This is a genomic window from Candidatus Hydrogenedentota bacterium, from assembly GCA_016791475.1.
Lineage (GTDB): Bacteria > Hydrogenedentota > Hydrogenedentia > Hydrogenedentales > JAEUWI01 > JAEUWI01.
This window is the reverse complement of record JAEUWI010000092.1, coordinates 1-19,091: the sequence shown is the minus strand read 5'-3', so window position 1 is coordinate 19,091 and position 19,091 is coordinate 1. Positions and strand designations below refer to the sequence as shown.

Genomic DNA, 19,091 nt, shown 5'->3' with positions numbered 1-19,091 from the left:
TTGGGTCCTTTGGGTCCTTTGGGTCCTTTGGGTCCTTTGGGTCCTTTGGGTCCTTTGGGTCCTTTGGGTCCTTTGGGTCCTTTGGGATTTTCAGTTTTCCTATTGAACCTCCAGCGTTAAGCCCACAACTTCCCATCGTAATTCGTAATTCGTAATTCGTAATTCGTAATTGCTACTATTCCTCCATGACAAATCTTGACTACTGGAACACCTTCGTGGGGGAAGAATCCCCCGAGTCTTTCCTGCGCAATTACGGCACCGCTGACCCCGAATTGTGCGTTTCACGCTTTCTCGAAGAACGAGGCCAGTTCTATGGCGTCGTCAATCAGGGAAGCTGGGTCAAAACCTTTTCCATGCCGGAGCAGCATCACTGCCTCACCGTCAAGGTTTACCTCCTGAGCTTTCTCGATGAAACCCGGGATGAATGGCACCCCGCGCTCGAGGCCAACCCGCCGAGCATTCCCAAGCGCTACCGGGAAAAATTCGATCAGGATCGCTACCCTCCACCGGAAGCGGCCACCGAGGACGGTCTGGCCGAAGAAGCGGGCACCTACGGGACCTATATCCCCGAGTCGGATCACGATTTCGGCGATGGCGAAGCCCCGGCGAGTGTCGTCGATGATGCCCAGTATCAGGACCTCGATTCCGAGGAAGAGGATTCCGTCGTAACACCGGGGTTATCCGAAGTGGAAGACGAACTGACCCCTGAGGCAACTGACCCGCCCGTGGAGGATGTTTTCGTGCCCGAGCCGGATGGCGCGCACGAACTCGACACTCGTATTACGTGATTTCTTCAGCCACCGCTGCGAAAGCCCCAAAAAGAAGCAACAATGGCTCCCAGTGTGGTATACTCTCCTCGTACTCCCCGGGTACCGGTCGCTCTGCGACCTTTAGGGCACGCCTCCTGTATCGCCGATCCTTCGCGTATGATGTGTAAATACAGTCCCTGTGCCGATTCACCCCGGATCGTATCACTGGGCCGCCGTCACTTCTGACGGGCGGATTTCAACACTGTTCACCACACGCGCATTGGATACCACTTTGTCTAACGACACCCCGGAAATCATTGACTCCCCCGAAACCATGGAAACCACCGACGTTGTTCGCTTCAGCGACCTCGGGCTTAACAACTCCGTCCTGAAAGCCCTCGACGCCGTCGGCTATGAGACCCCCTCCCCCATTCAGGCCGCGACCATCCCGCCCCTGCTCGCGGGCAGGGACGTCCTCGGTCAGGCCCAGACGGGCACGGGTAAAACAGCGGCCTTCGCCCTGCCTATCCTGAACCGAATCGAGCTGGCCCAGACCTTTCCCCAGGCCCTCGTCCTCGTGCCCACGCGCGAACTCGCCATCCAGGTGGCCGAGGCCTTCCAGCGCTATGCCTCGCACCTCACCGACCTCCACGTGTTGCCGATCTACGGCGGCTCGGACTACGGCCCCCAGGTTCGCAACCTGAAGCGCGGTGTCCATATCGTGGTGGGCACCCCCGGTCGCGTCATGGACCACATGCGTCGGGGTACGCTCAATCTGGAAAACCTCACCACCCTCGTGCTCGATGAGGCGGATGAAATGCTCCGCATGGGTTTCATCGACGACGTGAAGTGGGTATTGGAGCAGACGCCCCCCGATCGCCAGGTGGCCCTCTTCTCCGCCACCATGCCGCGCGAAATCCAGACCATCGCCGAGCGCCACATGCAGAATCCGGAAGTCATCGCCATGAAGGTGAAGACAACCACCGCCGAAACCATCAATCAGCGCTATTGGATGGTGAGCCACACCCACAAGCTGGATGCCCTCACCCGCATCATGGAATCGGAAGATTTCGACGCGGTCATCATCTTCGTGCGCACCAAAACGGCCACGGTGGAGCTGGTGGAAAAACTAAACGCGCGCGGCTACGCGGCCTCCGCCCTCAACGGCGACCTGGCCCAGGCCCAGCGCGAACGCACCATCAACCGCCTGCGCAATGGCGAGCTGGACATCCTCGTGGCCACGGACGTGGCCGCCCGGGGCCTGGACGTGGCGCGCATCAGCCACGTCATCAATTACGACATCCCCACGGATACCGAGCCGTACATCCACCGCATCGGCCGCACTGGCCGCGCCGGTCGCACGGGAGAGGCCATCCTTTTTGTGACGCCCCGTGAGCGCCGCATGCTCGCAGCCATCGAGCGGGCCACACGCCAGAAGATCACCTTGATGGAGATGCCCTCGGCGGACGCCATCAATGACCGGCGCATCGCTCAGTTCAAGAAGCGCATCACCGACACGCTTACGGAGAACAACCTGAAGCTGTTCACCACCATCATCGAGCAATATGTGGCGGAGCACGACATTCCCCCCATCGAGATCGCTGCCGCTTTGGCAAAAATCGTCCAGGGTGACGAGCCCCTCCTGCTTACGGATCGCCCCCAGGCCGCGGCGGGCACCTGGGAGCCCCAACCCGGCAAACCGGAACGCGGTAGAGACCGCGATACGACCCATGACGCTGGCCGCGATGAGAAATTCGAGAAGAAGCGCAAGGAAAAGCGTGATCGCTCCCACGAGGCCGTCGCCGAAGGCACCCGGCGGTACCGCATCGAGGCGGGCCACAACCACGGCCTGAAGCCGGGCAATATCGTCGGCGCGATCGCCAATGAGGCCGGTCTCGACAGCAAATACATCGGCGCCATCGAGATCCACGACGATCACAGCATCGTTGTCCTCCCCGAAATGCCCCGAGAGATCATGGACATGCTTCAGGACACGTGGGTCGCCGGTCAGCGCATGCGTATCAGCGTCGCCGGAGACGGCGCCTCGCCGGAACACATTGACGGTGACGGTGGCTGGTTTACCAAAGGAAAACCCAGAAAGAGCGGAAAGCCCTTCGAAAAGAAAGACGGAAAGCCATTTCAAAAGAAAGACGGTAAACCTTTCCACAAGAAGGATGGCAAAACTTTCCACAAAAAGGACGATAAGAAGGGGAGCTCCTTCGGCGGACCAAAGCGAGACAAAGACAAGGGCAAACCCAAGAAGAAGCACCGCAAGGGCGGCGAATAGTTCCCGCCAGTCTTTTCTAATTACATAGAACGCAGAGAGCACAAAGGGTTGATTCCCTTTGTGCTCTTTTTGCAATTTTAACCACGGAGAGACGGAAACGCCGAGAAGAAAAGCGACTGCGACGGCGAAAGACTGCGGCAGTCTTTCGGCCCCCCCTGGCGCGCACGTATTTCGATGTGTTGCACGCAAAATCGCGGAGGCGCACAGATAGATGAGACGCGAATTCAATCTGGGCGTGTCTGGATTGGAAGGGAAACCCTGGATACAGAAGGCATCCTTCCCTCTCTCTTCTTCACGCTCTTCGTGGCCTTCGTGGTTAAACATTGGGTTGCGACCAATGGCTGGCCTGCGTCCTCCGTGGTGAACCCGTTGCCTCAAGTAATAATCTACTCCAGATTCGGTGAATTGAAGGCCCCAGTCAAATAGTGTATTCTCCATCGGGTTGGCACGGCATCTGTCGCGCCCGGAGGTTATCCCTGATTTTTTCAACGCCAACTAATCCAGATATCACGTTGGCCGCAGGATCCGCTTATGACGAACTTTTCATGGATTGACGGTAGCATCGTTGGCCTCTATATCATCGTCACAATGGTGGCGGGGATCGCGGTGCGCAAGTACGTGGGCAAGGTCGAACACTTCCTGATCGCCGGGCGCGAGATGAACCTCTACCTCGGCATCGCATCCCTCGCCGCCACCGAGTTTGGCATCGTAACCTGCATGTATACGGCGCAGAACGGCTACCTGAACGGATTCGCCGGGGCGGCGCCGGGTGTGCTCGCCGCGCTCGCGATGTTTTTCGTCGGCTACACCGGCTTCTGCGTGAAGCAACTCCGCGATGCCGGCGTCATGACCATTCCCGAGCTTTTTGAGTTGCGCCTTGGCCCGAAAATTCGCTGGGCGGCCGGCGTCGTCATCGTGCTGGGCGGCCTGCTGAACATGGGCGTTTTCCTGCGTACCGGCGGTGAATTCCTCGTGGCCGTATGTGGCTTCGACGAGAGTTACCTCAAGATCACCATGACCGCGCTGCTCCTCTTCGTCGCCATATACACCATTCTCGGCGGGATGCTGTCCGTCCTGGTCACCGACTTTCTCCAGTTCATCGTCATGAGCGCCGGGTTGCTGGCCGTCACCATCCTCATTCTCGTGCAGGTGGGATGGGATAAAATGACGACGGTTGTGGAAGCACAGTTTGGCGCGGGCGGCTTCAACCCCTTCCTGAATCCCAAAATGGGTTGGGAATTCATCGTGGCCAACAGCCTCCTCAGCGTAGCCATGGTATTGACCTGGCAGACCACCATCCAGCGCCTGCTGGCCGCCAAGGACACGAAAACGGGCCGCCAGGTTTATACGCGCACCAGCTTTTTCTTCCTCTGCCGCTGGCTGATCCCCGTACTCTGGGGCATTGCGGCCCTCGCCGTTCTCACCCCCGAGCAGGTCGGCGAAAATACGCTGCTCGCGATGCCGAAGCTCCTGAGTCAGATCGTGCCCGTGGGCCTTATGGGCCTGCTGGTCGCCGCCATGCTCGCGGCCGATATGTCCACCGACTCGTCCTACATGCTGAGCTGGTCCAGCGTAATTTACAACGACATCCTGGGCCCCTTCCGCAAAGGCGAGTGGTCCGAAAAACGCGGTCTGATCTGGAGCCGTTCCATCGTCGCCCTCATCGGCGTTTTCCTGCTCATCTACGGTCTCTGGTATCCCCTGCAAGGGAGTCTGTGGGACTACCTGACCGTCACGGGCAACATTTACCTCTCGAGCATGTCCGTATTGCTCGTCGCCTGCTGCTACTGGAAGCGGGCGAATAGCTGGGGCGGGGCCGGAGCCATCATCGTCGGCGCAACCATACCCCTCGCGTTCCTGATCATGGAGCAACTCCCGTCCACCAGGCATTTCGCGAAGGAAGTCGTCGGCCCCCAGTTCTCCAACATCGCGACCTACGTGCTCGCAAGCGTGGCCATGGTCGTCGGTTCTCTGTTAAAGCCACAAGCGAAAAATACGCCGCAGAAAGGAATTGAGGCATGACCGAACACTGGATCTGGTGGACCTTGACGATGGCGTGTATCGTCTGGTATTCGACGATCACCGTGTATGTCGCGATACGCGGGGCCGCGGACATCAAAGGTATGCTCGGGCGCTTGGCTGAAATGGGCGAAGAGCGCGACGAGGAGTGATACTTCAGCCGAATATGAAGTAGGCACGGCGTGTCATATTCATGCGTTGCTACCAACGATAGTGACACCCAAAGGATCTCGGACATTCCTGTCCGAGGCAGCGCCCCACCTAATGCCAAAGGGCTTGCCACGCACGTTCAAACACTGCACGTCGCCAAAGTCGCGATTTCTGTAAGCCCGTGCCTTCTTACGCGTGCAAGTGCACCTCCACGCCGGTATGCCCTCCGCCTCAGACAGAAATGTCCGAGATCCTTTGGGCGGCCATCCGCGCGAACTCAGAGCTCCACAATCTTCATGAACTTCTCGGATTGCCGCTCCACGCCCTTCTTCGTGACGCGGACGCCATTCTCCCACCGGAGACCAAAGTCCTTGTCGTAGAAGAAGGTGTCGACCTGGAAGGTCATGTTCTCTTGGAGCGTGTACGTGGACGTCGATTCCATCCAGGGGCGCTCGACCTCCATCATGCCGATGCCGTGGCAGGGGCCGTAGAGCATGTACTTTTTGAAACCGCGTTCTTCGACGAAGGCTTCGTACTCCTTTACCACGTCCGCCGCGGGCTTGCCCGCCTTCATCAGCTCCATCGTCTTGAAATGGGCTTCGAGGCCAAACTCCACCAGCCGCTTCTTGCGCGCCGGTAGTTTCCCAATCGAAATCGGCAGGCCCACGCTTGACGAATAGCCCCCGACGCGCGCGCCGATATTAAGCTGGATAACCTCGTTCTTCTTGATCGTGTTGTGCGTCGGCCGGGAAATGGCGTGCTTCGTCGCGGGACCGCAGAAGCAATACAAGGCGTGCCCCTCGTATTCACCGCCGTGCTGGTAGATCTCCCGCTGGGCGATGCCGATCACCTGGAGCTCCGTCATGCCGGGCTTAATCTCGTTCAGGATCGCGCCAATGGCGATCTCGCTGATTTCGTAGGCCCGCTTCGCCAGCTTAATCTCATTCGCGCTCTTATTGATGCGCAGCGAGATCAACGTGTCGTCGGCCTTGACGAGTTCGACCTTGGGAAGCTCGCTGCACAGACTGTGATAAACCGGCAGGGGCATCACCGAATAGCCCACCAGCCCGAGCTTGCGCAGCTTCTTGCCGGGCATGGCCATTTTGATCACGTCCTTGAAATGCGCCACCGGAATACCGGGATACTCCGGCTCCGCCGACTCCCGATACTCCACCATCAACGCGATCTGCTTAATCTTGCTCCGCGTCCGCGCGTAGGCCTCGCTCTCCGGGCCGATGATGAGCACCGGAGAGCCCTCGGCCGGCACAAACACGCCCGCGGCCTCGAAAGTCGGCCAGTACTCCGACAAATAGCGCACGTTGGCGAAGTCGGACTCGTTCGCGTGTACCAGCGCCGCATCCAGCCCCGCAGCGCGGATGTTCTCTTGAAATCGCTTTATCCGGCGCGTGTATTCGCTGTTTGGAATGGCCAACATGTCTTTTCTCCTGCCTGGGCGGCGCTCTTGGTATGGATAGCGTTGTACGTTGGAAGAGTCGATTGAAACGGTGAGCTTTGGTACTCGGTAGCGAGAGCCGTGGGCAACTTTACCTGTAATTTCTGCGTCGGTCAAGCTGGCTGGAGAGGAAGTGGCGGGCTTCTCTCCTCAGAAATGTCGAACTATGAAGCGAGCGTCAAGATCGCGTAACATTCGACTATGGTTCGATAGAACCCGCTCTCTTCTCTTCGATTAAAGCCAAACTCAGAAGGCACGCAAGTACCATGTGTAACGCACTCCGAATCATCTCCGCGATCACCGTGTTCGTAGCAGTTGCCACCCACGCCCAGCACACCGTCCTGCTCCAGGGTGACGACCGGCTCGCCATGGTCTCCCCCTCGGGCGAGATCACGTGGGAAATGCCGTGGGGCGGGATTCACGACATTCACCTGCTGGAGAACGGCCATATCATGGTGCAGCAGGACATGAAGGGCGTCGCGGAGATCGATCCCGAGACCAAGGCCGTCGTGTGGTCCTATGATGCGCAGGCGAGCAATGGCTACGCGGGGAAGAAAATCGAGGTGCATGCGTTCCAGCCGCTGGCCGATGGAAAGGTCATGATTGCGGAGTCGGGTCCGGCGCGGATTATTGAGATCGACCGCGACGGCAAGCTGCTGAAAGAGATCAAGCTGAAGGTGAACATCCCCCATCCCCACACGGACACGCGCCTGGCGCGGAAGCTGGAGAACGGGCACTATCTCGTGTGCCATGAGGGCGATGGCTTCGTGCGGGAGTACGACGGCGAAGGCGCGTTGGTGTGGGAATATGAAGTGCCCCTATTCGACAAGGAACGGGCCGACGGTCACGGCCCCGAGGCCTGGGGCAACAAGACGTTCTGTGCGCTGCGCCTGAAAAACGGCAACACGCTGCTTAGCACGGGCAACGGCCACGGTGTGCTGGAAGTCACGCCCGACAAAGAGATCGTATGGCAACTGCACCAGAAGGACCTGCCGGGCATCACGCTGGCGTGGGTTACCACCCTCGAAGTGCTCCCAAACGGCAACTACGTCATCGGGAACTGCCACGCGGGCGAGGGACAGCCGCTGCTGATCGAAATTGAGCCAAAGTCCAAGAAGGTGCTGTGGACCTTTGATCGCTTTGCGGACTTTGGGAACAATGTGTCGAATTCGCTGATGGTGGAGCAACGGGGGCAATCGGTGCGCTGAGTTCGGGCTCTTGAGCCCGTTGTTGCGCCTGTCGGCGCTCAATCACAGCTCGAAGATCCGCCAAGGTGGACGGGACGCCCACCTCGGCGCGTCTTCGAGCAGTGTCACATTCTTTGTGAAGTGCTCTCGACGCGATAGTCCCGGTCAGGGCTGAAACAGCGCCACGCCACAATCCGCCGCCGCGCGCATGAGCGCCTTGTCCTGCGTGGCGAGGGGCAGTTGGCGGCGCAGGGCGAGATCGAGGTAGGACGCGTCGTAAGTGGAGAGTTGATGCTTTCGGGCGAGTGCGAATATTTCACCGAACATCCTGCCGGGAGAGATGCCGTCCACCTCGAATGGCAGTGATTCCAGCAATGACAAAAATCGCGCGCCATCATCGGGTGAAATTCGCTTTCTACGAATAGCGACAAGCACTACGTTGCCAGCCTCAAGCGGCCACACGGCTGGCTGCACGGCGGATTGTTCCTCAAGTAGAGCCTTGACCGCCTGCGTATATGCCGTGCGTTCATCGAGAAAGCACCAAGCCATCACGATAGAGTTGTCGATCACCAGTGCCGGAGGCAATCAGTCCCTACCTTCCTCTATCATCTCGCGAATGCTCAATCCATCCAAGCGATTTCGCTCGGCGATCTCGTCAATCGCCGCTATCGCCTCCCTGGCCGTGAGCTTGCGAGGGTTGCCTGGCGGCGCAAGCACGGCCACTGGAACACCGAATTCAGTAATGGTGATCCGTTCGCCCTGCGCCACGCGCTCCAGCAGTTGGGCCAGGGTAGTCTGCGCTTCACGTTCGATTGTGGTATCCATGACAGGTCCTCGCTTGAATCGGGCCACGTGCCCGGTTCCTCATATTCTACCACGTCCAACGGTGCGCACAAATTCACCGCACACCGGTTTCTCCCGCACCCACCACTTCCAGCAGGGGATTGCCCATGTTCCCCGATGGCGGCTTGATGCCGAGGTAGGCGGTAATCGTGGAGGCGACATCTTCGGGCGCCACGGGGCGTTGCGTCGCACCGGGTGGGATGCCGGGACCCGCAAAAAAAATGGGGACGTAGGTGTCGTAACTGTAGGGGGAACCGTGCATGGCGGCGTATTTCTGCGCTTCGGGATAGAGATACCAGGAGGGAGACTGGACCACCAGCACGTTCCCGGAGCGCTTCGGGTGGAAGGCGCGCGTGACCATGTCCATGACCTTCGTATTCGGAACCCGGCCTTCCAGAAGGTCGCTGCGCGTCACCGCCAAATCGAAACCGGGCAGAGCCACCATGGCGTCGGCGAGGGCCCGCTCGACCTCGGGCAGGGCCAGGCCCAGCGCCTGAGCCCGGGCCTCGTCCAGATACAAACTCGGATTCTGAAACGTCAATACCAGGTCGTCCGCGATACCAAAGCGTGCCTTGAGCGCCCCATTCGCCGCCGCAATGAATTCCTCGGGCACGTGCCGCCCGGCATCGCACCCCAGGTGCTGCGTGTACTCCGGGATTTCGTCGATGCCGTGGTCTGAACTGAGCACGATCAGCGTGCGATCAAGCCCCACCAGCCGGTCCACCTCCGCAAAGAAGTCGGCGAGGCTTCGGTCGAGCTGGAGCTGATTGTCTTCCGATTCCAGGCTGTTCGGACCGAAGGCGTGGCCGATGTAGTCCGTTGCCGAAAGGCTGATGGTCAGGATGTCCGTGGCGTCCCGCTGCCCCACCTGCTCCGCGCGCAGCAACTCCCGGGCAAACTGGAGCGTGAGCATATCCCCCATGGGGGTGAAGCGGAGACCGCCATAGTAGTCCTTCCCCGCTTCGGCGGGCAGCGGATGAGGAAAGGTATTGCCCATGGCCTTGTAGGGCCGCTCCTCGGACCGATCATCCTGCGCCCCGTAGATATAAGAATCCACCGGATTCAGAAGCGACCACGACGCGCCCAGCCAGGCGTCGGCGGGCTTCGCCCCGTTCCACGCGTCCACCCACTCGGGGTAGCGCTCGTAGTAAAATGAACTGGTGACAAAACGACCCGACTCCGGCTCATACCAGTAACTCTTGCCCAGGTGCCCGCCGAGGATAACCGCGCCGCGATCTTTCATCGACACACCGAAAACCCGCGATTTTCCGCCACTGGCGAGCACCAGCTCATCGCCAAAGGTACTCGAAGTCAGATTCCGGGGCGAGCGCCCGGCGGCCACCGCCCCTTCCACGCCGAGCAGCGGATGCGCCAGGTCTTCCACGCAATTCATGCTTGCGGCTTTGGCGCGATCGTACCACTCATTCCCCACGATCCCGTGCTGCGGCGTATTGCCCCCGGTGGCCAGCGTGGCATGGCCTACGGCCGTGAAGGTATTTGCATGTCGATAGTTCGCATTGCGGTAGTGATAGCCGTGCTCCATGAGATAGCGAAAGCCCCCCTCGCCAAAGCGCTCCTGGTAGCGTATGGGCATGTCGCCGCGCAATTGATCCACCGCAATGAACAGAACCAATCGGGGTGTCTCCGCCGACGTCAGCGCTGCAAAAGCAAACGCGACCAGCGCGGAAAAGAATAGCTTGCGCATGAAATGACCTCCTGAGCGGGATGGAGCAACAACGATGTTCGAGTGCGTATCATACTTTGAAATTGTTCAGTTTATGTTATGCTGTCCCTTCGGGATTGCACGGTCCGACCCCGGGCGCCCGGCCAGCAATGCTAACCATGACTGCCATTTGCCCCTGCTCAGGAGTTTTCATCCATGCCCAAGTCGCCCACCCCCACCCGCCGCCAGTTCCTCGCCGCCACCGCCGCGATAGCGGCCCCCATGATTATCCCCGCCAGCGCACTCGGCCTCGACGGCACCGTGGCCCCCAGCGAGCGCCTCGCCGTGGGCTGCATTGGCACCGGCAACCGCGGCATGAGCAACCTGGCCGCATTCAAGGCCAAGCCCGAAGTGCAGATCGTGGCCGTGTGCGACGTGGACGCTACCCGCCGGGCACAGGGCGCGGACCTCGCCGGAATCGGCGCAGACGCCTCCTATAATGACTATCGCGAACTCATCGCCCGCGCCGACGTCGACGCCGTCTCCATCGCCACACCGGACCACTGGCACGCCCTGAATACCATCGACGCGGCGAACGCCGGCAAGGACATCTTCTGCGAAAAGCCCGTCTCCCTCACCATCGCCCAGGGGCGCAAGATGGCCGATGCGGTAGCTAAGAACCAGCGCATGCTCCAGGCGGGCACCTGGCGCCGCTCCTCCGCCGCCTGCCGCCAGGCTTGCGAACTGGTGCGCAATGGCTACATAGGCGAATTGCAGGCCGTGGAGTGCGGCGTGCCCGAAGGCTTCGCCATCCAGGGTGAGTTCAAACCCGGCTATCCCGTTGAACCCGTTCCAGAAGGATTCGACTACGAAATGTGGCTCGGACCCGCGCCCCAGAAGCCCTACACCCCCGCGCGATGCCACTTTAACTTCCGCTGGATCCTCGACTACGGCGCGGGCTACATCACCGACTGGGGTGCCCACTACTACGACATCGCCCAGTGGGGCGCCGGCATGGACGACACCGGTCCCGTGCGTATTTCCGGCGCGGCCGAATTCCCCCGCAAGGGCGAGCTTTTCGACGCCTCCGTGAAGCACCTCATCGAATTCGAATACGCCAACGGCGTGCGCATCATCGCCCTGTCCAGCAGCGACCAGAAGCGCTACGGGATCAAATTCATCGGCAGCGAAGGCTGGCTCCACGTGGAGAGCACTGCCATCACGTCCAGCATTCCCGGCATTGACCAGGTCGTGCTGAAAGACAGCGACATCCGCCTCTACAAGAGCGACGACCACGTTCAGGATTTCATCAACTGCGTAAAGAGCCGCCAGCTCCCCACCGCGCCCATCGAGATCGCCCACCGCACGGCGTCCATCTGCCACCTCGGCCACATCGCCACCACACTCAAACGCGAACTGAAGTGGGACCCGGCAAAGGAAGCGTTCAAGGGCGACGACGAGGCGAATGCGATGCGCGATCGGCCCATGCGCGGGGATTGGAAGATCTGACACATTCTAATCAGCTTCGAGGGACGGCAGGGACCACGGAGACAGCAGCAATGCTGTCTCGTAGTGCCTGCCGTCTCTGCTGTCCCTGTTGTCCCTGCGGGTTTGCAGGACCACCTCGGTTTAAGAACGGAATCCCGGAGTCACCAACGTGAAACGTCGAACCTTTCTACAATCGGCGGCCTCTTTACCCGCCCTCGTCTCCACGACCGCTACCGACTCCGTACCACGCCCCCCCGCCAAACCCGGCAGCCCCAACATCCTCCTTATCATGACCGATCAGCAGCGCTACGACACCCTCGGCGCAAACGGCAACCCCATCATCAAGACGCCCCACCTCGACGCCCTCGCGGCGGAGTCGGCGAACTTCTCCCACTGCTTCGTGCAGTCGCCGGTGTGCGTGCCCTCCCGCGCCTGTTTCTTCACGGGTCGCTACGCCCACGCCCACAGGAATCGCGTGAACTACACGCGCCTCGCACCCACGGAAACCCTTTTCCCCAAGCTGTTCCAGGGCGCGGGCTACACCACGGGGATTGTAGGTAAGAGCCACCTCTACTACGACTATCCCCCAACGGCCGATGAGGCACAGCGCACCGGCTTCGACGATGTAGAACTCCACGACGGCGTGAGCACAACCGACCAGTGGTCCGCCTATGCGGCGTGGCGCAAGGAGAATGATCCCCAGCGCGACGTGCCCTATCGGGCGACCGTCGGCAGCGACCACACGCTGAAGGCTTCCCTTGGGCCCGGGGATAATCCCTTTCGCAGCATCATCGACAAGCAATTCACCGACACCGCCTGGACCGGAATGCGCACGCGCCACTACCTGGAGCAGTACGCGAGATCCGACCGGCCTTTCTTCCTTTTCTCTTCCTTCTGGAAACCCCACTCGCCCTACGAAGTGCCCGCACCCTACGACGCCCTGTACAGCGATGTGGAGATTCCCCTCCCCCGCCGCGAATCGCGCGAAAGCATCGAGGCCATGCCGCCCCATCTTTCCCGCTTCATCCTGCGCGGTGAAGCCCGCGGACAAAAAGCGGAATTCGACATGAACCCCGAGCGCCTGCAATGGCTCTGGCGCAGCTATTACGGCACCATCTCTCACATCGACGACGAGGTCGGCGCCATCCTGAAAACCCTCGAAGAAACGGGCCTTGCGGAAAACACCATTGTCGTCTTCGTGTCCGACCACGGCGATCAGATGCTGGAGCATGGCCTCACGGGCAAGAATGTATTCTTCGAAGGCAGTGTCCGCGTTCCCTTCATGATGCGTTACCCCGGCCGCATCCAGCCCGGTCCGCGCGATGAACTCGTCATGTCCATCGACCTCCTCCCCACCCTCTTCGAGTTCTGCGGCCTTGACGCACCGTACAACGCCCACGGGGAGAGCCTCGCACCACTGATCACGCAATCTGATCGCTCTTACGCGCCCCGCGACTGCGTCTACAGCGAGAACATCATCCCGGAGGTCTTCACGGACGAATTCCCCTTTAAAAAGGGCGAAGGCGTCATGGGAATCCGCCACCCCGACTGCAAGATGGTCCGCACGCGCAAATGGAAGTACAACTACTACCCCGCGGGCCACGAAGAGCTCTTCGATCTCGAGAACGACCCCGGCGAGTTCACCAACCTCGCGGGAGACCCCGCACACCACGCCACGCGCGATGAAATGAAGGCGAGGATGTTGGACTGGCTGATCACGGCAACCGAGACGGATCAGATCGCGGAGAAATGGTTGGTGTGAAAGGGAGTAAGTCCCCCTCGATGCGATCCTTATGCTACACTCGGCGACATCAACCCCAAGAAGGAATTCGCCCATGACGTCCAAGTCCATCCTCCTGTGTCTCGCCGCGCTCCCCGTCGCTCTCGCCCCTGCGCAGACGGGCACTATCCACGAGCCCGTGCGCTACATCGGCGGCGTCACCATCGATCTCCATTCCCACGAGGCCGGCATCCGCCCCGCCATCGGCACGCACCACCACCAGATCCTCCGCGTCAACCGCACCCATCCCGAACTCGCCGAGGGCAGCGGTTGGACCTACAACCACGCGCCCAACATCGCCTACTGGAACGACACCTTCTACGTCCAATACCTCAGCAACCCCATCGATGAACATGTCGCCCCCGGCCAGACCCTCGTGGCCACGTCGAAAGACGGAATAACCTGGAGCAAGCCCGAAGTCGTCTTCCCGCCCTACGTGGCCCCAGCCGGTGTCGCGCTCCCCGAGGGCACCCACGGCTACATGATGCACCAGCGCATGGGCTTCTACGTGGCCCCCAGCGGCCGCCTCCTCGTCCTCGCCTTCTACGGTCACGCCGAAGATCCCTTCGAAACCGGCGGCATCGGGCGCGTCGTCCGCGAGGCCTACAAAGACGGTACCTACGGCCCCATTCACTTCATCCGCTACGACAGCCAGACCACCTGGAACGAATCCAACACCAGCTTCCCCTTTTATACCAAATCCACCGATACCGGCTTCGTCGAAGCGTGCAACGCCCTCCTCGCCGATAAACTCGTCACGCGCCAGTGGTACGACGAGGACAACGGCGTCGACGGCTTCCACCAGCCCATGAAAGAAGACCGCGAAGCCTTCTCGTGGTACACCCGGAAAGACGGCAAGATCGTGGGACTTTGGAAATGGTCCTACGCGGCCCTCTCGGATGACGGCGTCACCTTTTCCGAGCCCGCGAAGTGTCCCACCTTCGTCATGGCCGGCGGTAAGCAATTCGGCACCCGGACCGACGACGGACGCTACGCCATCACCTACAACCCCACCATTCACAACGAGCACCGCTACCCCCTCGTCCTGGTCACCAGCGACGACGGCATTCTCTTCGACGACATGGTCACCGTCCAGGCGGAAGTGCCGCCCCAGCGCTACTTCGGCCGCTGGAAAGACTTCGGTCCCTGCTACACCCGCGGCATCACCCCCGGCGAAGGCAACCCGCCCGGCGACGACCTCTGGCTCACCTACAGCATGAACAAAGAAGACATCTGGGTCAGCCGCGTACCCGTCACCGTGCAATACGCCGTGAAAGGGAAAGTACAGGAAAACTTCGACGCCCTCCCCCTCGGCGGACGGGTCGAAAACTGGAACGTATACAGCCCCCAGTGGGCTCCCGTTACCATCGCCCAGGGCGAGAGCGGACACCACCTCCAGCTCGCCGACAAAGACCCCTACGACTACGCCCGCGCCATCCGCGTCTTCGAAGAAGGCACGAAGGCCAAGATCGCCTTCAAAGCCATGGCCGGACAATACACCACGCCACTCGAAATCGACATCCAGGATCGCTACGGAAACCGCCCGGTCCGACTCCGCTTCGGCAGCGACGGTGCACTCCAGTACACCCAAGGCAGCGAGCAGGTCGGCATCCTCGCCTACACCCCCGGCCGCTGGTACAACATAGAACTCGAAATCGACGCCACGCCTTATGGCAGCTTCACCCTCAAAGTCGATGGCAACGTGGTAGCCGAAAACGCGCCCCTTGCCGAGGCGGTGAAATCCGTCGAGCGCATCTCCTTCCGCACCGGCGAATTCAGAAACCTTCCTGCGCGACAGACGGTGAACGAAAAGCCCAGGTCGCCGCTGGTGGGCGCCGATGACGCAGTGGAAGAAGCCGTGTTTGGCGTGGATGATGTGGTGTTGCTTGGGGAGTGAACCGGAGATCGGCAAGGCTGGGAGCGCAGGCGTCCCCGCCTGCATCGCGCCTCCGGCGCGACGTAGAAAAATCAAAGGACTTGCCCGCTTCGGCATCCAGACGAAAGCCGATGACGCCTTCGCCGATCAGCAGGCGGGGACGCCTGCGCTCCCAGCTTTGGACGATCACTTGGCGACACCATGGCATTGTCGCAACAACGCAATCGCTTCATTAAGCTAACGTATTGCGTTTCCCATAGTAGGCGAGTATCGTTTTAGCCACGAAGTGGCGACATAGCGTAGCCCTGGGTGAAGCGAGGTCCCGGACGCGCCGTAGGCGGGAACGAGCGCAACCCTGATACAACCCCCAAATAACAAGCCCTGAAAGGGCGACACAGACCCGCATCGGGTTGCCCTCGAAATTCCGCTGACTGTGCTACACTAAACGCTCTAATAGCACTTGAAGAGGCGGCAGCACCCTTTAAATGAGGTAATAACATGAATTTAAAAGTAGTTGTCCACGAAGCGGAAGAAGGCGGTTATTGGGCCGAGGTGCCCGCCATACCGGGCTGCGCTACGCAAGGAGATACGCTTGAAGAGCTGATGCACAACGTTCATGAAGCTGTCGAAGCTTGCTTGTCGGTCGATATCGATGTGGTAGCCAGTCTGGCTGGAGATCGAGTTGTGGAAATCACAATTTGAAGACAGTCAGCGGCAAAAGGATGTGTCAGATTCTAGAAACCAAAGGTTGGAATCTGGCGCGTATCAATGGCAGTCATCATATTTATGTTTGCGAAGGCGAGCCGCTTCGCATCTCGGTTCCAGTGCACGGAAACCAATCTCTCAAATCTGGTCTCCAGCGGCATTTCATGAGACTTGCCGATATTCACGAGAAGGACCTGTGAGCCGAGCGAAAGTCGACGTGTAACAGCCACTGTGATCCTGGAAGACGCGTCAATATTGCTTGAAATCACACGCGATTCACGTATTTCAAGGCTCAACCCGCACCGGCCCAAAGGCCGGAACCGCCATGTCCTTCTCGTCCACCAGATTGACGTACGGATTCATCCCCGCGCCGTAATACAGGTCCACCGGCTCCTCCAGCGGCGCGTTGAGCCACACGATCACACAATCCGCGTTATCTGGATCCAGCTCCACCGCCCATGGCTTGGGCAGGGGTTTGGCGTTCCCCGCCACCGCCCGCGTCTCGAAGCCCCACAGCCGTCCACTTGCCACGAGGCGACCATTGACACCGCTGAACCGAACGCGCACGGGCTGCTGATAGGGGCTGATCGCGGGCATCACTTCGATAGACGCGAAATCGATGGGCGTTGCATGACCGGGTTGTTCATAGACGCAGGTCAACGCAACTTCCGCCATGCGCTGGCCCAGGCGGCGCTGGCCCTCCGCCGAAACGTGGATCAGATCGCTCAACGGCAAATCGATGGTGGGCACCATGTAGACGTGCGGGCGTTTCCCCGGCAACCCCCGTTGGATTTCCCGCCCCCGCTCCCAGGTCGTGCCCAGGTCTTCGGAATACACATAGCGGCTCACCTGCGCGAAGATAAACGGCAGCTCGGGCGCATTCAGGTCCGCCCGAAGCCGATCGATCAGATTGAGCATCTTCGCTTCATACGCCGCCACCGCTTCCCCGTTGGACACGTCCGCCTCCCCCTGATACCAAAGCACCCCGCGAATGCGTCCGCCCACCTGCCCCGCGCGATGGATCAGGTTGCCGTAGAGCGACTCCTCGCCCCGATCGAGCAACGCCGGGTCCCAATCATTCATGGAAGTAGCACCGAGCGCACAGGGTATCAGCCCAATCGGTCGGTCCAGCGCCATCGCCACGCCCTTCCCAAAGTCCAAGCCCGGCCCCGCACCCACACCCGTCGCGCCCGCCTTGCTCCCCGCACTCCCGGCGGCCCACTGCTCCGGCGTCATCTTGAAGAAATTCCGATAGACCGGCGCCGTTGCCTCAAAAACGCGATGAAGCGGATGCTGTGCAATCACCCATTCGCCATCCAGCGTAAAACTCATGACGCGCGGATCCGCAGGCGCCGCCACCGCAATCGGCTGCGCACCCACCATGTTCGATTGCCCCGCCAGAATCCATAGATCCGCTTCGACGCCGCCGGGGTAAGGATTAGTGGCCTCGGCGGACGCATGCCACGCCGCCAGGAACGCAACTACAGAGACTATCCAAAAGCGAGACAAAGTCATCGCTGGTGCCCAATTCGTACTCGTGAACACACTGGACCGTACTAATTGGAACATCGCCACCTCGCTGCAGATAAAACCCGTGACCCATACACAGTTCCCGAATGCTTGACCGCCTTTCTCTCGACAGTCCCATTCCGTCATTCCAGCGGCACATCCGCGCGCCAGATGGGTGTGTCCCAGCCCGCGATGTCTGCCGGTTTCACACCCCGCCGAAAACTGGTGAAGCTGAAGGTAGTGGGGTTGTAGGGGCCGACGAAGTCCACACTGCCGTCGGGCGCGATCTGCCCTTCCAGACCGAGGCACCAGAGGTGCGCATTGACGAGCATGCGTCGGAAGTTGCCGTCAAGCACATCCTGCGACGCGCCCTGGGTGGTGGTGAAGATTCGCGCGTCCTTCCCCGATTTACTGTGGTGTTCGCGCACCCACGCGACGGGCATGAGCTCTTTGGTGGTATCCACCGGTGCATCGACGTTCATGCCGTTGAGGATAATACCGCGCGCGAGAATCGTGCTACCGTCGATGGGGTCGGCCGTGTAGCCGCCCGCCTGGGTGTGCATCGCGCCGACGCCGCGCAACACGGGGTGCTCCTTCTGGTCCTGCTCGGGGATGAGTATGGAACTCTGCTCGTGGTTTTTGCCGTAGTGGGTGACCCAGGTCTCCCCCAGCACCTGTCGGCCGAAGCCCAGCTTGAATTCTTCGCCGGGGTAGTTGTAGTCGTAACTGTAGAATTTTCGGTCCGGCTCGATCTTGAAGGCATGGGTGGAGGTGCGCAAAGCGACAATGGGTCCGCCCCGATCCACGTAGTCCACGAAATGCTGCATCTCCTCATCCGCCATGCTGATAAATCGCATGAAGATAACCATGAGATCCGCATCTTTGAGGATCTCAAGGCCCTTCAGCTCACTGCTGCCGGGCAGAATGGTGCCGTCCTCCGGGTTGACGCCGAAGATGACGGTGCATTTGAAGCCATAGTGCTTCGCCATAATTCGCGCCAGCGCCGGCAGCGCCTCTTCCCCGCGATACTCGTGGTCCGAAGCGATGTAGACGATGTGCTTGCCCTGGCCGATGCCGCCGGAGCCTTCCCAGGTCATGTGGGACGGGTATTCGGCGCTGGCGGTTAGGACGAGCAGCGCGGGCAGGGCAAGGGCAAGAAAGATGCGTTTGAAAATACTCATGGCGTTGGCTCCGTTGGGTTCTTGAATGACTATAGTGGGGACGGCATTCAGAAGCAAGCAGAAAGGAGCATTCAACCTGAAAGGACTCAGAGACATCAAAAAGGAGAAACCTTCAACCTTCATTTGTGGATGACGTAGCATATGTTCTGTAAATTGAAAATGCGACCACGCATTCGTTCCAATCTTGGGTAGCTAACCAAG

The 19,091-nt window shown here is 60.2% G+C and carries 16 protein-coding genes; 10 read left to right on the top strand and 6 right to left on the bottom strand.

Annotated elements, in window-relative coordinates; genetic code table 11:
- The first annotated feature begins 185 nt into the window (after nucleotides 1-185).
- The 4 genes from JNK74_27445 to JNK74_27430 all read left to right on the top strand — a co-directional run bounded on the left by JNK74_27445 (nucleotide 186) and on the right by JNK74_27430 (nucleotide 5,207).
- Entirely contained in the window at nucleotides 186-788 is a 603-nt protein-coding gene (locus JNK74_27445) for a hypothetical protein (GenBank protein MBL7649927.1), read from the top strand.
- Nucleotides 789-1,083: 295 nt separating this feature from the next.
- On the top strand, nucleotides 1,084-3,036 hold the full coding sequence (locus JNK74_27440) for a DEAD/DEAH box helicase (protein MBL7649926.1): 1,953 nt from the start codon (nucleotides 1,084-1,086) through the stop codon (nucleotides 3,034-3,036).
- A 531-nt stretch (nucleotides 3,037-3,567) separates the two neighbouring features.
- Nucleotides 3,568-5,058, top strand: coding sequence for a sodium:solute symporter family protein (locus tag JNK74_27435; GenBank protein MBL7649925.1), 1,491 nt, complete (start codon nucleotides 3,568-3,570; stop codon nucleotides 5,056-5,058).
- Nucleotides 5,055-5,207: a hypothetical protein gene (locus JNK74_27430; GenBank protein ID MBL7649924.1), complete on the top strand. Its 153-nt coding sequence runs from the start codon at nucleotides 5,055-5,057 to the stop codon at nucleotides 5,205-5,207. The genes JNK74_27435 and JNK74_27430 overlap by 4 nt, the downstream gene beginning before the upstream one ends.
- Before the next feature lie 275 nt (nucleotides 5,208-5,482).
- Here JNK74_27430 and JNK74_27425 read toward each other — a convergent pair whose 3' ends face one another.
- A complete protein-coding gene (locus tag JNK74_27425; GenBank protein MBL7649923.1) occupies nucleotides 5,483-6,640 on the bottom strand; it encodes an aminopeptidase P family protein in 1,158 nt (385 codons plus the stop codon).
- Nucleotides 6,641-6,924: 284 nt separating this feature from the next.
- Here JNK74_27425 and JNK74_27420 point away from each other — a divergent pair, with 284 nt between their 5' ends.
- Nucleotides 6,925-7,866: a PQQ-binding-like beta-propeller repeat protein gene (locus tag JNK74_27420; GenBank protein ID MBL7649922.1), complete on the top strand. Its 942-nt coding sequence runs from the start codon at nucleotides 6,925-6,927 to the stop codon at nucleotides 7,864-7,866.
- A 144-nt stretch (nucleotides 7,867-8,010) separates the two neighbouring features.
- On the opposite strand, the gene JNK74_27415 is transcribed toward JNK74_27420, so the two are convergent.
- From JNK74_27415 to JNK74_27405, 3 genes are all read right to left on the bottom strand, one after another.
- The gene (locus JNK74_27415; GenBank protein MBL7649921.1) at nucleotides 8,011-8,394 is read right to left on the bottom strand and encodes a type II toxin-antitoxin system VapC family toxin; all 384 of its coding nucleotides are present in this window, start codon (nucleotides 8,392-8,394) and stop codon (nucleotides 8,011-8,013) included.
- Between the two features lie 36 nt (nucleotides 8,395-8,430).
- Nucleotides 8,431-8,670 carry a type II toxin-antitoxin system prevent-host-death family antitoxin gene (locus JNK74_27410; protein ID MBL7649920.1) on the bottom strand — a complete coding sequence of 80 codons (240 nt, stop codon included), beginning with the start codon at nucleotides 8,668-8,670 and terminating at the stop codon, nucleotides 8,431-8,433.
- Nucleotides 8,671-8,743: 73 nt separating this feature from the next.
- Entirely contained in the window at nucleotides 8,744-10,393 is a 1,650-nt protein-coding gene (locus JNK74_27405) for an alkaline phosphatase family protein (GenBank protein ID MBL7649919.1), read from the bottom strand.
- Nucleotides 10,394-10,567: 174 nt separating this feature from the next.
- Between JNK74_27405 and JNK74_27400 the strand changes: the two genes are divergently transcribed.
- The 5 genes from JNK74_27400 to JNK74_27380 all read left to right on the top strand — a co-directional run bounded on the left by JNK74_27400 (nucleotide 10,568) and on the right by JNK74_27380 (nucleotide 16,400).
- Nucleotides 10,568-11,860: a Gfo/Idh/MocA family oxidoreductase gene (locus JNK74_27400; protein MBL7649918.1), complete on the top strand. Its 1,293-nt coding sequence runs from the start codon at nucleotides 10,568-10,570 to the stop codon at nucleotides 11,858-11,860.
- A 148-nt stretch (nucleotides 11,861-12,008) separates the two neighbouring features.
- Nucleotides 12,009-13,601 (top strand): sulfatase-like hydrolase/transferase, encoded by a 1,593-nt coding sequence (locus JNK74_27395; protein MBL7649917.1) that lies wholly within the window; start codon nucleotides 12,009-12,011, stop codon nucleotides 13,599-13,601.
- 73 nt (nucleotides 13,602-13,674) lie between these two features.
- Nucleotides 13,675-15,516, top strand: coding sequence for a hypothetical protein (locus tag JNK74_27390; protein MBL7649916.1), 1,842 nt, complete (start codon nucleotides 13,675-13,677; stop codon nucleotides 15,514-15,516).
- Nucleotides 15,517-15,993: 477 nt separating this feature from the next.
- On the top strand, nucleotides 15,994-16,197 hold the full coding sequence (locus JNK74_27385; protein MBL7649915.1) for a type II toxin-antitoxin system HicB family antitoxin: 204 nt from the start codon (nucleotides 15,994-15,996) through the stop codon (nucleotides 16,195-16,197).
- Nucleotides 16,194-16,400 (top strand): type II toxin-antitoxin system HicA family toxin, encoded by a 207-nt coding sequence (locus tag JNK74_27380; GenBank protein ID MBL7649914.1) that lies wholly within the window; start codon nucleotides 16,194-16,196, stop codon nucleotides 16,398-16,400. The genes JNK74_27385 and JNK74_27380 overlap by 4 nt, the downstream gene beginning before the upstream one ends.
- Before the next feature lie 85 nt (nucleotides 16,401-16,485).
- Here JNK74_27380 and JNK74_27375 read toward each other — a convergent pair whose 3' ends face one another.
- Nucleotides 16,486-17,583, bottom strand: a complete 1,098-nt coding sequence (locus JNK74_27375) for a sialate O-acetylesterase (GenBank protein ID MBL7649913.1) — start codon at nucleotides 17,581-17,583, stop codon at nucleotides 16,486-16,488.
- Nucleotides 17,584-17,852: 269 nt separating this feature from the next.
- A complete protein-coding gene (locus JNK74_27370; GenBank protein MBL7649912.1) occupies nucleotides 17,853-18,884 on the bottom strand; it encodes a hypothetical protein in 1,032 nt (343 codons plus the stop codon).
- Between the last annotated feature and the right edge of the window lie 207 nt (nucleotides 18,885-19,091).

Bases quoted from the DNA above. Each gene is read 5' to 3' on its own strand.
- JNK74_27435 (MBL7649925.1), top strand. From the start codon at position 3,568: ATGACGAACTTTTCATGGATTGACGGTAGCATCGTTGGCCTCTATATC.
- JNK74_27425 (MBL7649923.1), bottom strand. From the start codon at position 6,640: ATGTTGGCCATTCCAAACAGCGAATACACGCGCCGGATAAAGCGATTT.
- JNK74_27400 (MBL7649918.1), top strand. From the start codon at position 10,568: ATGCCCAAGTCGCCCACCCCCACCCGCCGCCAGTTCCTCGCCGCCACC.
- JNK74_27410 (MBL7649920.1), bottom strand. From the start codon at position 8,670: ATGGATACCACAATCGAACGTGAAGCGCAGACTACCCTGGCCCAACTG.
- JNK74_27375 (MBL7649913.1), bottom strand. From the start codon at position 17,583: ATGGTGGGTGCGCAGCCGATTGCGGTGGCGGCGCCTGCGGATCCGCGC.
- JNK74_27385 (MBL7649915.1), top strand. From the start codon at position 15,994: ATGAATTTAAAAGTAGTTGTCCACGAAGCGGAAGAAGGCGGTTATTGG.
- JNK74_27430 (MBL7649924.1), top strand. From the start codon at position 5,055: ATGACCGAACACTGGATCTGGTGGACCTTGACGATGGCGTGTATCGTC.
- JNK74_27420 (MBL7649922.1), top strand. From the start codon at position 6,925: ATGTGTAACGCACTCCGAATCATCTCCGCGATCACCGTGTTCGTAGCA.
- JNK74_27405 (MBL7649919.1), bottom strand. From the start codon at position 10,393: ATGCGCAAGCTATTCTTTTCCGCGCTGGTCGCGTTTGCTTTTGCAGCG.
- JNK74_27440 (MBL7649926.1), top strand. From the start codon at position 1,084: ATGGAAACCACCGACGTTGTTCGCTTCAGCGACCTCGGGCTTAACAAC.
- JNK74_27415 (MBL7649921.1), bottom strand. From the start codon at position 8,394: ATGGCTTGGTGCTTTCTCGATGAACGCACGGCATATACGCAGGCGGTC.
- JNK74_27445 (MBL7649927.1), top strand. From the start codon at position 186: ATGACAAATCTTGACTACTGGAACACCTTCGTGGGGGAAGAATCCCCC.
- JNK74_27390 (MBL7649916.1), top strand. From the start codon at position 13,675: ATGACGTCCAAGTCCATCCTCCTGTGTCTCGCCGCGCTCCCCGTCGCT.